This is a genomic window from Nocardia sp. IBHARD005, from assembly GCF_052814245.1.
In genome coordinates, this window is sequence record NZ_CP199935.1 from 5,733,387 (window position 1) to 5,746,907 (window position 13,521).

General features: G+C 66.5%; 11 protein-coding genes. 4 read left to right on the forward strand and 7 right to left on the reverse strand.

The features are described from left to right. Positions 1-302: 302 nt before the first annotated feature. A complete protein-coding gene (locus ACTWPB_RS26925) occupies positions 303-1,958 on the reverse strand; it encodes an ISAzo13 family transposase (RefSeq protein WP_446221582.1) in 1,656 nt (551 codons plus the stop codon). A 54-nt stretch (positions 1,959-2,012) separates the two neighbouring features. Then, a complete protein-coding gene (locus ACTWPB_RS26930) occupies positions 2,013-3,338 on the reverse strand; it encodes an IS4 family transposase (protein ID WP_446223285.1) in 1,326 nt (441 codons plus the stop codon). Between the two features lie 212 nt (positions 3,339-3,550). On the opposite strand from ACTWPB_RS26930, the gene ACTWPB_RS26935 reads away from it, so the two are divergent. Continuing rightward, the gene (locus ACTWPB_RS26935; protein WP_446221582.1) at positions 3,551-5,206 is read left to right on the forward strand and encodes an ISAzo13 family transposase; all 1,656 of its coding nucleotides are present in this window, start codon (positions 3,551-3,553) and stop codon (positions 5,204-5,206) included. A 253-nt stretch (positions 5,207-5,459) separates the two neighbouring features. On the opposite strand, the gene ACTWPB_RS26940 is transcribed toward ACTWPB_RS26935, so the two are convergent. Further along, positions 5,460-6,557, reverse strand: coding sequence for a branched-chain amino acid aminotransferase (locus tag ACTWPB_RS26940; RefSeq protein WP_446223286.1), 1,098 nt, complete (start codon positions 6,555-6,557; stop codon positions 5,460-5,462). A gap of 54 nt (positions 6,558-6,611) precedes the next feature. Next, positions 6,612-7,712 carry a glycine cleavage system aminomethyltransferase GcvT gene (gcvT, locus tag ACTWPB_RS26945; RefSeq protein ID WP_446223287.1) on the reverse strand — a complete coding sequence of 367 codons (1,101 nt, stop codon included), beginning with the start codon at positions 7,710-7,712 and terminating at the stop codon, positions 6,612-6,614. 199 nt (positions 7,713-7,911) lie between these two features. Here gcvT and ACTWPB_RS26950 point away from each other — a divergent pair, with 199 nt between their 5' ends. Continuing rightward, positions 7,912-9,591 carry a bifunctional phosphatase PAP2/diacylglycerol kinase family protein gene (locus tag ACTWPB_RS26950; protein WP_446223288.1) on the forward strand — a complete coding sequence of 560 codons (1,680 nt, stop codon included), beginning with the start codon at positions 7,912-7,914 and terminating at the stop codon, positions 9,589-9,591. Positions 9,592-9,674: 83 nt separating this feature from the next. Further along, positions 9,675-10,331, forward strand: coding sequence for a nucleotidyltransferase domain-containing protein (locus ACTWPB_RS26955; RefSeq protein WP_446223289.1), 657 nt, complete (start codon positions 9,675-9,677; stop codon positions 10,329-10,331). 65 nt (positions 10,332-10,396) lie between these two features. Here the strand turns inward: ACTWPB_RS26955 and ACTWPB_RS26960 are convergent, their stop codons facing one another. After that, positions 10,397-11,434, reverse strand: a complete 1,038-nt coding sequence (locus tag ACTWPB_RS26960; RefSeq protein ID WP_446223290.1) for a hypothetical protein — start codon at positions 11,432-11,434, stop codon at positions 10,397-10,399. Between the two features lie 112 nt (positions 11,435-11,546). Between ACTWPB_RS26960 and ACTWPB_RS26965 the strand changes: the two genes are divergently transcribed. Continuing rightward, positions 11,547-11,795: a hypothetical protein gene (locus ACTWPB_RS26965; RefSeq protein WP_446223291.1), complete on the forward strand. Its 249-nt coding sequence runs from the start codon at positions 11,547-11,549 to the stop codon at positions 11,793-11,795. A gap of 55 nt (positions 11,796-11,850) precedes the next feature. Here the strand turns inward: ACTWPB_RS26965 and ACTWPB_RS26970 are convergent, their stop codons facing one another. Together ACTWPB_RS26970 and msrA are read right to left on the reverse strand one after the other, a co-directional pair. Further along, a complete protein-coding gene (locus ACTWPB_RS26970; RefSeq protein WP_446223292.1) occupies positions 11,851-12,861 on the reverse strand; it encodes a hypothetical protein in 1,011 nt (336 codons plus the stop codon). 108 nt (positions 12,862-12,969) lie between these two features. Next, positions 12,970-13,485: a peptide-methionine (S)-S-oxide reductase MsrA gene (gene msrA / locus ACTWPB_RS26975; RefSeq protein WP_446223293.1), complete on the reverse strand. Its 516-nt coding sequence runs from the start codon at positions 13,483-13,485 to the stop codon at positions 12,970-12,972. Positions 13,486-13,521: the final 36 nt, after the last annotated feature.

Genomic DNA, 13,521 nt, shown 5'->3' on the forward strand with positions numbered 1-13,521 from the left:
CGGTGTGCGGACCAGCGGCAACATCAGCAAAACCAGGCACCCCCCAACTCTATGCGGGCCGCAAACCCCACCACCCCTCGGGCATCAGCGAGGTGAACGACCACACTCCCCCACCCACACCCCACACCCTGATTCCGCCATGACCGCACTACCAGCCACACCGCACACCCCGAGCCCGCCATGACCGCACTACCAGCCACACCCCACACCCCGAGCCCGCCATGACCGCACTACCAGCCCCGCACTCCCGACCCCTAGGGACAATGCCGCGCAGTTAGGGCCTGTAATTAATTAACCCGAAATTACTCGGATTCGGTTGTGGTGTCGTGGTATTGGATGACCGATTGGGCGTCGGCGAGGGTGATTCCTGTCGGCCCGGTGGTGTGTGCGGCCAGGTCGAGCAGAGGTCGGGTCTGCTGGATCGTTGTGTGGATGGATTGCTGGGTGACGTCGAACAGCACGGCCAGGGCTCGTTGGCGTGTGGCGAACCGCAGGTGAAGTAGGGTGATGGCGACACGATCCTCGAGAGTGAGGACGGATTTGCGGCCGGTTCCGGGCGCGGCCTGGCGGGTGCCTCCGCGTCGCTGATGCAAGTGGAGTTCGCGTTGGGCGTGACGGGTCACGGTCAGTTTGTTGATGAGCGCGTCCCACTGCGGGGGAGTCAGTCCGGTCAGTGCTGGGGTGCGCAGCCAGGCGGTGTCGGGTCGAGTCGGTTGGGGTGCGCTGTCGCCATCAGCCATGATGAGGCGGACGGGTTCGGGGCCGATGGTGTAGTTCCAGTCGCCGTGCCAGTCGTGGCGGGTGATCGACACGGCGGCGAACTGGTCGTCGGTGATCTTCACACCCTTCGGGTACTCGCCCTGGTCGAGTTCGGCGTGAACCCGTAACCCGGTGCGGGTGGTGGTGGCCGCGATCGAGTTGACGACGACCTCGTGGCTCGTTAGTGGTTGTCCCCGCCAGTTCATCGAGATGTGTGAGAACAACCGGTGTTCGATTGTGTTCCATTTGGAGGTGCCGGGCGGGAAATGGCAGACCGTGACCTTCAGGCCGGTCTCGGCCGCGAACCGGGCGAGTTCGGTTTTCCAGGCCCTGGTGCGATAACCGTTGGAGCCCCCGGCGTCGGCCGTGACCAGCAGTTCGGTAGCGCCGGGATAGGCGGCGGCACCGACACCGCGCCACCAGCGGCGCACCGACTCCACGGCGAACGCAGCGGTGTCGTGGTCGGTGCCGACATTGACCCATCCCGTGTTGTTGGTCATGTCATAGACCCCATAGGGCGAGACCTTGCCCGAGTCACCGGGAAAGTCGTGGTCGTTGACCTCGACCGGATGGCCCTTGCGGCGCATCGTCTCACCGGCGTTCTTGTACTGCCCGATCAATTCCTTCTTCTTGGTGTCCACGCTGATGACCGGCTGTCCCGCCGCTTGGCGGGCCTTGACCTGCTCGTTGATGTAACGGAACTGCGCGTCACGATCCGGGCTCTGCTTGCCCTCCAACGTCTTCGCGTTGGCCTGCAAACTGAAACCCAACGCCCGCAACAGATTCCCCACCAAATCTGCCGCCGCCGGATGCCCGCGGGCCGTCAACTCGTCGGCAAGGTTGCGGGTCGACCGGATCGTCCACCGCAACGGCGACATCGGATCCCCCCGCATATCGGGCTCCACCAACTCCAACAACGCCGCGACCAACCCCTCGTCAACCACCGTCGCGGGCTTGCGGCCGCCCCCGACCCGACGAGCCCGCTCCAACGGAGCCTCCCCGGACTCCAACTCCTTCGCCCCCAGCGATACCGTCGCCTCTCGTACCCCGGCCGCACTGGCGACCAACCGGCCCCCACCCCGCCCGAGCATCCGGGCATCCGCACCCAGAAGCAACCGGCGCTGCCGCTCATTCAGGTGCGGAAACAACACCTCATACTTGAACGCGAGGTCATCGACGGTCACCACGAAATCACCCATACCACAACATCTTTCAAAATCTCGGGATGTTACGGGTTGATTAATTACAGGCCCTTAAGGCGCCATGGTCGATGTCAACTCACACAAGCTGATCGAGATCGAGACAGACGAGTAGTTGGTGCGATCGAGGGCGCCTTTAGCCCGGTGTTTGGACAATGCCCGTTTCACCACGCGCGGGCATTGGCGTGATCGTCGCGGCGGCAATAGCTCGGCCAAGACCGCCGCGCCGATCTTGCCGACGAGGTCGATGCTCGTTCCAGCCACGACACCGGCCGCGTGAACGAGCTGGTCACGAGCGGTATTGACAGCGATACCGAAACTACCCCGCAACGGTGTGACACCGGGATCGGTGAGAGTGGCATCAGCGATAGCGATCCGTAACGCTTGATAGGCGATCAACAACGCATAGACCTCCTGCTCGACTCCGGCGGGAGTCCGAGCGCGTAGCACCCGACCACCGAGCATGCTCGATTTGAGTTCGGCGTAGGCAGTCTCGATCTCCCACCGCTGGTGGTAAAGCCGCACCAACTCCATCGCTGGATAGCGGCGGTAGTCGGTCAGAGTGGTCAGCAACCGGTACCGCACCGTGCGGGCGGCTCCGCCGGTATCCACGACGATCTCGGCGTCGATGACCCGCACCACGACTGGTCCTTTCACGCTGAGCCATGAACCATCGCTTAACCGCTCGATCATGGGCATCGTGTGTCCTGCTTTTCCACGGATCAGCAGGTCAGCTTTCGTTTCCGCGATCGCCCCGATCAACGCCGCGACCGCGAAGTTCCGGTCGGCCAGCACCACCATGCCCTCGCGTAACGAGGCGAAAAGTCTTGGGGCGTAGGCGATCTCGGAGACACCGAAACTACCGAACACGGCATCGATCACGGTGCGGGTGCCACACGCCACCACGGTCACCAATCGAATCATCAGATATCCCGAATCGAGATCGCCGCTGTGTAGTCGGTAGAAGGCGCCACGGTTGGGGTCGCTGTTGGGGACCGACATGGAGGTGCCGTCGATGGCGCAGACCAGCAATCCCCGCCAGCGTGTCGCGCCCGTGACTGGACCGGCGAGTAGACCGAACAACTCTCGTAGCGGAGTGGGCCCGACTCGGCGTCGGGCCTGAGCCAGCGCCGAGGACCCTGGGTTGGCGACAGTCAGCCCGTCCAGACCCGAGACCATCCGCGCCCATACCTGCGTGTATCCGAGCTCGGCGAACAGTGCTGCGGCGATCAGCAGATAGACCACGACTCGGGAGGGCAGCTCGCGGACTCGGGTGGGGCCGGTCGTGGTCGATTCCAACGCGGCATCGACCATCTCGAAGGGCACGATCTGGGTCAGCTCGCCCACATGTCCGGGCGCGAATGCCCCGGACGCGACCATGGACACAGGATTGATGGCAGACTGAGTAGGCAGCGGAACTCCTGGTGAGTGGTTTGTCTTGGAGGACAAAACCTCTCTACCAGTGGTTCCGCTGTTCTAGTTGGTGAATGGTCAAGTCTGACAGGGCAACTCGCTTGACAGGTCTATCCATCCGCTAAGGGCCTGTAATTAATCAACCCGTAACATCCCGAGATTTTGAAAGATGTTGTGGTATGGGTGATTTCGTGGTGACCGTCGATGACCTCGCGTTCAAGTATGAGGTGTTGTTTCCGCACCTGAATGAGCGGCAGCGCCGGTTGCTTCTGGGTGCGGATGCCCGGATGCTCGGGCGGGGTGGGGGCCGGTTGGTCGCCAGTGCGGCCGGGGTACGAGAGGCGACGGTATCGCTGGGGGCGAAGGAGTTGGAGTCCGGGGAGGCTCCGTTGGAGCGGGCTCGTCGGGTCGGGGGCGGCCGCAAGCCCGCGACGGTGGTTGACGAGGGGTTGGTCGCGGCGTTGTTGGAGTTGGTGGAGCCCGATATGCGGGGGGATCCGATGTCGCCGTTGCGGTGGACGATCCGGTCGACCCGCAACCTTGCCGACGAGTTGACGGCCCGCGGGCATCCGGCGGCGGCAGATTTGGTGGGGAATCTGTTGCGGGCGTTGGGTTTCAGTTTGCAGGCCAACGCGAAGACGTTGGAGGGCAAGCAGAGCCCGGATCGTGACGCGCAGTTCCGTTACATCAACGAGCAGGTCAAGGCCCGCCAAGCGGCGGGACAGCCGGTCATCAGCGTGGACACCAAGAAGAAGGAATTGATCGGGCAGTACAAGAACGCCGGTGAGACGATGCGCCGCAAGGGCCATCCGGTCGAGGTCAACGACCACGACTTTCCCGGTGACTCGGGCAAGGTCTCGCCCTATGGGGTCTATGACATGACCAACAACACGGGATGGGTCAATGTCGGCACCGACCACGACACCGCTGCGTTCGCCGTGGAGTCGGTGCGCCGCTGGTGGCGCGGTGTCGGTGCCGCCGCCTATCCCGGCGCTACCGAACTGCTGGTCACGGCCGACGCCGGGGGCTCCAACGGTTATCGCACCAGGGCCTGGAAAACCGAACTCGCCCGGTTCGCGGCCGAGACCGGCCTGAAGGTCACGGTCTGCCATTTCCCGCCCGGCACCTCCAAATGGAACACAATCGAACACCGGTTGTTCTCACACATCTCGATGAACTGGCGGGGACAACCACTAACGAGCCACGAGGTCGTCGTCAACTCGATCGCGGCCACCACCACCCGCACCGGGTTACGGGTTCACGCCGAACTCGACCAGGGCGAGTACCCGAAGGGTGTGAAGATCACCGACGACCAGTTCGCCGCCGTGTCGATCACCCGCCACGACTGGCACGGCGACTGGAACTACACCATCGGCCCCGAACCCGTCCGCCTCATCATGGCTGATGGCGACAGCGCACCCCAACCGACTCGACCCGACACCGCCTGGCTGCGCACCCCAGCACTGACCGGACTGACTCCCCCGCAGTGGGACGCGCTCATCAACAAACTGACCGTGACCCGTCACGCCCAACGCGAACTCCACTTGCATCAGCGACGCGGAGGCACCCGCCAGGCCGCGCCCGGAACCGGCCGCAAATCCGTCCTCACTCTCGAGGATCGTGTCGCCATCACCCTACTTCACCTGCGGTTCGCCACACGCCAACGAGCCCTGGCCGTGCTGTTCGACGTCACCCAGCAATCCATCCACACAACGATCCAGCAGACCCGACCTCTGCTCGACCTGGCCGCACACACCACCGGGCCGACAGGAATCACCCTCGCCGACGCCCAATCGGTCATCCAATACCACGACACCACAACCGAATCCGAGTAATTTCGGGTTAATTAATTACAGGCCCTAACTGCGCGGCATTGCCCTTAGGGAGGGACGGCCACGAAGTGGCCGGTCCGCGGCCGGGCCGCCGGTTAGCGCTCGAAAGCGCAGAGCCGAAGGCTCTAGTCTCGAGCGCTAACCGGCGGCCCCTCAGGGCCGCGGACACGCGCGCGCCAGCGCGCCAACAAACACAGCCTCAAACCGTCTGGGACTACCGAACCCCGGTCCCCGACCAGCCCGAGAAGCGCTCCGACTACAGCGTCCGCATCCACCCGTGCGTATCAGCGAACGTACCGCGCTGAATTCCGGTCAACGTGTCGCGCAGCGCCATCGTCACCTCACCGGGCTCCCCACCGCCGATGGCGAATTCGCCCTCAGCCGACTTCACCCACCCGACCGGCGTGATCACCGCGGCCGTCCCGCACGCGAAAACCTCACTGATCTCACCGGATTCGGCGCCCTTGCGCCATTCCTCCACCGAGATCTTGCGCTCCTGCACCTGGTAGCCGGAGTCGGCGGCCAGGGTGAGCAGCGAGTCACGGGTGATACCGGGCAGCAGCGAACCGGACAGTTCGGGGGTCACCAGTCGTGCCTCGGAGCCGGTGCCGAACACGAAGAACAGGTTGTTGGTGCCCATCTCCTCGACGTAGCGACGCTCGCAGGCATCCAGCCAGACCACCTGGTCACAGCCCTCGTCGGTGGCCTGGGCTTGCGCGAGCAGCGACGCGGCGTAGTTGCCCGCCACCTTCGCCTCACCGGTGCCGCCGGGTGCCGCGCGCACGTATTCGGTCGACAGCCACACCCGCACGGGCTTCACACCGCGCGGGAAGTAGGCACCGGCGGGCGACGCGAGCAGCAAGTACTTGTACGCCGAAGCGGGCTTCACGCCGAGGCCCGCCTCGGTGGAGAACATGAACGGCCGCAGGTACAGCGAATCCTCGCCACCGGCGGCGGGCACCCAGTCGGCGTCGACGTCGAGGAGCTGGCGCACGGATTCGACGAACAGCTCCTCGGGCAGCTCCGCCATCGCCATGCGCGCGGCCGAGCGGCGGAACCGCGCGGCGTTGGCATCGATGCGGAACGTCGCGATCTCGCCGTCGGGCTGACGGTAGGCCTTGAGCCCTTCGAAGATCGCCTGCCCGTAGTGGAACACCATCGTCGCCGGGTCCATCGAGAGCGGGCCGTACGGTTCGACGCGCGCATTGCCCCACTGGCCGTCGGCGTAGTCGATCGACACCATGTGATCGGTGAAGAACCGTCCGAAACCGGGGGCCGCCAGTACCTCTTCCCGCTGCTGCGCCGGAGTGGGCGCGGGGTGCGGAATACGGGTGAACTGTGCGGCGACTGTCATGATGCGATCCTATCCGGGCCGATTCGGTGCTGTCTCGCCCCCACTACGGAGGAGTTACTTCGTCTTGGTGTCGACGAACGGCGGCTTGACGACCGTCGCGCGCAGCTTGCGTCCGCGCACGTCGACCTCCACCTCGTCGCCGGGTTCCAGCTTCGCGTCGGTGTCGAGCAGTGCCAGCGCGATGCCGACCTTCAGCGACGGTGAGAACGTCCCCGAGGTGGTCTCGCCCACCGGCTCGCCATCGCGCAGCACGGTCTGGCCCTGCCGCAGCACGCCGCGATCGAGCGCTTTGAGCCCCATCAGCGTGCGGCGCGGGCCGTCGGCCTTCTCCTGCTCCAGCGCGGCCTTGCCCCAGAATTCCGGCTTCTTCCAGCCGACGGCCCAGCCGGTGCGGGCCTGGTTCGGGCTGATGTCGAGGGACAGTTCGTGCCCGTGCAGCGGGTAGCCCATCTCGGTGCGCAGTGTGTCGCGCGCGCCGAGCCCGGCCGCCTGGCCACCGGCCGCCTCGACCCGGGCGATCAGGGCGCGGAACACCGGCTCCGCGTCGGCCCACTTCGGCAGCAGCTCGAAGCCGTGCTCGCCGGTGTAGCCGGTCCGGCACACCCGCACCGGCCTGCCCTCCCACTCGGCGTCGGCGTAGGCCATGTACTCCATCTCGGTGGGCAGGCCGAGGGCGGCCAGCACCTCGGTGGCCTTGGGTCCCTGCACCGCGAACACCGCGTAGTCGCGATGCTGGTCGGTCACGGTGATCCCCGCCGGCGCCACCGTCCGCAGCTGCGCGACCACCGCTGCCGTGTTCGCCGCGTTCGGCACGAGGAACACCTCGTCGTCGCTGACGTAGTAGGCGATCAGGTCGTCGATCACGCCGCCGTCTTCGGCACAGCACAGCGTGTACTGCGCCTTTCCCGGCCGGATCCGGCTCAGGTCGTTGGTCAGCGCCGAGTTCACGAACGCCGCGGCACCCGGCCCCGCGACCGTCGCCTTGCCGAGGTGGCTCACATCGAACAGCCCGACCGTGGTGCGGACCGCGGTGTGCTCGCCGACCGTGCCGCCGTACTGCACGGGCATCTCCCACCCGCCGAACGGCGCGAAGGTGGCTCCGAGCTCGACATGAACAGCGTGGATGGGGCCCTCGAGCAGCGCGGTGTCGGTCATGGGCCGAGTTTATCGGGCGGCGTCGCTGCCGCATCCTGCCCCCGCGCTGCTCGCCACCGCGGACTGCAACCCGCCCTCGATCCCGGTGCGACAGTATGGCCTGTCGACATGGACCACGCCACCCCGCCGTCGAGGGGTGCATGGCTCACGCTGTCCGCGTCGAAAGATAGTGACGCTCAACGGCGGTAGGGTTCTGTCTGTGAGTGATTTGCCCCGCGCCCGGTTCGGCCATGTCGCCCGGATGGACGACACGATGAGCCGAGCGGTGTCCCGCATACCGGAATCGGCAGCCGATCGCGGCATGCTGCGGTTGACCAGATCGGCCAACACCGGCGGCCTGTGGCTGGCCGTCGCAGCGGCGCTCGCGGTGAAGCCGGGTCCGCCACGACGGGCCGCCCTGCGCGGCGTCATCGCGCTGGGTGGCAGCAGCTTCGTCGTGAACCTCGTGCTCAAGACGCTGATCCCGCGCCGGCGGCCGCCGGCCGAACTGATGCCGCTCGGCCGCAGGCTGGTCGCCGCGCCGGTGTCGTCGTCCTTCCCGTCCGGCCACAGCGCCAATGCCGCGGCCTTCGCCACCGCCGTCGCCCTGGAGAGTCCGCGCACCGCGCTCGCCGTGGCGCCGGTGGCCGCCGCTGTTGCCTATTCACGCATCCACACCGGCGCGCACTGGCCGTCCGACGTGCTGGTCGGCGCGAGCGTCGGCACCGCGGTGGCGCTCACTACCCGCCGCTGGTGGCCGATCCGCGAATCCGATGAGGCCGACGCGCACGTCGTGCACGACGCCCCGATCCTCGCCGATGGCAAAGGTCTGTTGCTGCTGGTGAATCCGCGCTCGGGTGACTCCAGCTACGACCCCACCGACGACATCGCCGAGGCACTGCCAGCGGCGACGCTGGTGCGCACCGAGCCCGGCCGTGACGCCGTCGAACTGCTACAGGAAGCCGTCGACGCCGCTGCCGGCGGGGCAATCGGCGACGACGCCGCTGCCGGCGGGGCGGTCGCTGCCGGCGGGGCGATCGGCGACGACGCCTCAGACCTCCCGACCGACGACATCGCGGCCCGCCCGGCAAATGGCCGCACCTCGGTTCTCGCGGTCGGCGCCGCGGGCGGCGACGGCACCATCGCCGCGGCAGCCGCCGTCGCGGTCCGCAACAACCTGCCGCTGGTCGTCATCCCCGCGGGCACCCTGAATCACTTCGCCCGCGACCTCGGCGTCTACGACCTGCGCGAGGTAGCCGACGCCACCGGCACCGGCGAGGCTGTCGAAGTCGACATCGCCGCAGTCGAATTCGACACCTCCGACGGCCCGCACACCCACCACTGGATCAACACCGCGAGCATCGGCGCCTACCCTGAGCTGGTACGCCTGCGCGAGAAGTGGGAAGACCGCTGGGGCAAGTGGCCCGCCTTCGCCGCGGCCCTCGTCGTCACCCTGCACCGCGCGGAACCGATCCACATCCGGCTCGACGACCGCTGGCACGACATGTGGTTCCTGTTCATCGGCAACGGCCCCTACCACCCGCACGGCGCTGTGCCCGCCTTCCGCTCCCACCTCGACGAGGGCCTCCTCGACGTCCGCTGGCTACGCGCCGACGTCCGCTTCTCCCGCACCCGCGCCGTCATCGCCCTGATGCTCGCCGCCATCGGCCACAGCCGCGTCTACGGCGAACGCCAGATGCACGCACTCACCGTCACCTCGAAAACCCCCGTCGCCGTAGCCGCCGACGGCGAAGTAGTCGGCATCGCAACCACTTTCCGCTTCGCCATAGCAGGCCGCATCCCGGTCTACCGCCGCGACGAGGACAACCCCCGCTGGGAAAGCCGGCCACGCCCCCACCACCGCAGGCCACTGGCCTGGCTCACCGATCGCCGCCGCTGACTTCCTCACAAACCCGTCTCGTCTCGATCACCATCGCCCACAACAACCTTGCGCCCCGAGCCACCGGTGCCGAGGATGGAGAGATGAGCTCGCCGGACGGTGGACGTCCGATCACCGCAACCGAAGCCGACCGTCGCTGGGACCCGTGGACCCCGAGCGTGGTCGCCGCCCGCCTCGCGACCTGTCCCGCACCGTGGGCCGTCGCGGGCGGCTGGGCCCTCGACCTGTTCGCCGGCGCCATCTCCCGAGCCCATGACGACATCGAAATCACCGTTCCCCGAACGGATTTCCCGCAGATCGCCGCCGCGTTCCCCGAGTACGAGTGGGACATCGTGGGCGAGGGCAGGCTCTGGCCCTATTCCTCGGCCGCAACCCGCCCCGACCTCCACCAAACTTGGCTCCGTGACCCTTTCACCGGCGCGTTCCACCTCGACGTGTTCCGCGAGCCGCACGACGGCGAGACCTGGATCTGCCGCCGCGACCCAGCCATCACCCTCCCGTACACCGAACTCATCCGCACCACGACCACTGGGATTCCGTATCTGATTCCCGAGGTCGTGCTGCTGTTCAAGGCAAAAGCCAACCGGCCCAAGGACGACAGCGACTTCCACCGCGTCGTCCCACTGCTCCCGGAGCACCGGCTCGCCCGCCTGAACTCGTGGCTGACCCAGCTCCACCCCGACCACCCATGGTTGACCGAGATCTGCGCGCCCGCCATCAGCTCCTCTCCCACGGAATAGTTCGGCGCGCGACGACCAGGCGGCTGCGGCCCAGCCCGATCCGGTAGCTCGGCGCGATCGGAAATTCAGTCGGCCATCCGACACCACTCTCTTCGATAGTCGGCCCAATCCTGCGGTGTGGCAGCGAAATCCACGTACATCGCCACGCCGAAGTTCGTTCGGCTCACGTCGGTCCGGGTCAGGCCGAGGCGAATTCCCCGCACCGCCGCGGCAACGGTCTCGGCGGCTCCGTGATGACCCGGGTCGTCGGCCCAGAACGCGGGGGCGCCCATCAGCAGGTCGACACCGTCGGGGGTCACCTCGGCGGCCAGGTGAGTCTGCTGCGCCACGTACCCGCTGTACAGCGCCCGCGTAGGCATCGCCGTGTCATAGGACATCACCGCCACCTGATCGGATCGACGCGCCACCTCAGCGAAATAAGCCTGGCTCCACCATTTTCCGTGATCGGCGACCGCCAGCCCCACCGAATGCAAACCCGGCAGCGGATCGATCACCGGTGCCGACACCGACAGCCGAACGCGCGCCGCCGAGGTCACGGCCCGCGTCGCGTCGAGTAACGCGAGAAACCCCGGCGACCCCGACCGAACGGGTTCGAGGTCGTAGTGCACGCCGTCGAATCCGTAGGCGAGCACCCGCCGTGCCGATGCCACTACTCGCTCGCGCGAGGCCGCCGATTCCACGTCCAGCCCATCGAATTCGGGCTGGACGACGTCACCCAGCCACGACTGCACCCGAATCCCCGGTAATCGCGCGTGCACCGCATCGACGAACCATTGCGCCCGCGGCGCCAGCTCGTCGCGCAGACTCCCGTCGTGCTCCAACGGCCCCGTGTGCACATACAGATCCCGGACTCCGGTACCTGCCAGCAACTTCACGAGCCCGTCGATATCGGCATCGGTCTTGCGCCCGTCCACCCAGGCATGCCCCAGCCAGACCGCGTCTTTGCCTCGGGTCCGCGCCTGTTCGGACTGATCGCCGATGTTGTACACCAGCAGGGCCGTCACCACCCCCGCCACCGGTAAGGACACCACGACAACCAGCACGAGCGCGATCACCGCACCACGCACCCACCACGACCACGCCCGCCATTTCCCCCGCATCATTCCCCCTCGTTCGACATCCCCCGATGCTACCGACAGGTACCGACAAGCAAATTTCCGACAAATCACCTACCCGTGAAACACTGTGCGCCGCTAGACAGTTGAATGGAGCACAATGAAATTCGCCGTAACCCTGGGTTCCGCCGCCATCGCGGCCTTCGCGTTCGCGATCGCCACACCGACCGTGGCAGCAGCGCAGCCCTCGAACTGCCACGACTCCTACACCCCGTGCCTGCCCATCGTCAGCGATGTCGATTGCGAGGGTGGCAACGGCAACGGCCCCGTCTACACGGGCCGGGTGAAGGTGATCGGCCCCGATGACTACGGCCTCGACCGCGACGGGGACGGCATCGGCTGCGAGTGAACAGCACGAGGGGCGTGCGATGAACGACATCGCACGCCCCTCGCCGATCAACCCCTCAGCGGTTGCCTTCGGGTCCCCAGCCCTGATCACCGGGCTTGCCCAGATCAGGACCGTCGGGGTACCCGGGACCACCGGAACCCGGACCACCAGCGCCCGGACCACCGTAACCGGGCCCACCAGCGGGGCCGCCGTAACCCGGCCCACCAGCGGGGCCGCCGTAACCCGGCCCGCCGTAACCCTGTCCACCTCGAGGATCGCCGTACCCGGGGCCGAAACCCTGCCCGCCTTCCGGACCGCCGTACCCCGGCTGCCCACCGAATCCGCCCGCGGGCCCACCGTACTGCTGCGGGTAGCCCGGCTCAGGAGTGGTCGGCGCACCAGCGACCGGCCCACCGGTGACGACCCGGTACGCATAGGTCGAGGCGATGATCGTCAACGGGACGGTGACGAGCAGGCCGAGGCCGCAGAGCAGCGCACCGACGATATTGATACCGAACAGCGCCAGTGCCAGCAGCAGCAACGTTCCCGCGTTACTCGAGATCGCCGAGAAACTCGACTTGATCGCGGTGACACCGTCTTGGTCGCGGTCGATCACGAACTGCATTGTCCACCAGGTGAAGAATGCGACGACCAGGCCCGGAATAATGCACAGCAGCAGGCCGATACCGGTCGCCAGACCGACCAGCAGGCCGGCCACGATCACCGCACCCACATTGGTGAACTTGAAGAACGACCCGAATCCGGGCTTGTTCCCATCGGTTTCGTGCAGCGCGCCACGCACGAACGCCGCCGAGATCAGATATCCGATCACGGTGCTCACGATGGTGCCGAGAATCTGCCAGAGCCCGAACCCGAAACTGACACCGCCGTCGGAATCGGTGTCGCCGGTGTTTCCGAGCCCGAACAGGAAGCTGATCACCGCCTGGATCAGGAAGGCGATGACCACCATCCCGATCCACACGAGCGCGTTGTCTTTGAATTTCGTCCAGCCGTATCCGATGGCGTCACCGACACCGAGCGTCGGTCCTGCCGGGGGATAACCGGGTTGCTGCTGTCCATATGTCATCCGAATCGCTTCCCCTCATCGTTCGAGACGGCCGATGCCGCTCATATGAGTACTCCGATCCGACGTCACGGTCACGCCGACACAGCCGATCATGACATATGGAAAACGCTACTTGCCGGTGTTCTCGCGCTTCGGGAGTTTCCAGCCGGGGCGCGGAAAATGGCAGGTGTAGCCGTCGGGGTAGCGAATCAGGTAGTCCTGGTGCTCGGGCTCGGCGTCCCAGAACGTGCTCGCCGGGGTCACCTCGGTGACGACCTTGCCCGGCCACAGCCCCGAGGCGTCGACATCGGCGATGGTATCGAGCGCGATACGGCGCTGATCGTCGTCGAGATAGAAGATCGCGGAACGGTAACTGTCACCGAGATCGTTGCCCTGGCGATCCTTGGTGGTCGGATCGTGGATCTGGAACAGGAACTCGAGCAACGCGCGGTAATCGGTCTGCGCCGGGTCGTATTCGATCTCGACGGCCTCGGCGTGGCCCGGATGATTGCGGTAGGTGGGATTGTCGTTGGTCCCGCCGGTGTAGCCGACCCTGGTGGCCAGCACGCCGGGCCTGCGACGGATCAGATCCTGCATGCCCCAGAAGCATCCACCGGCCAGAATCGCCTTACGAGTGTCGCTCACACATCCTCCTTCATGAGGGCTCAACGGTCGCACAGA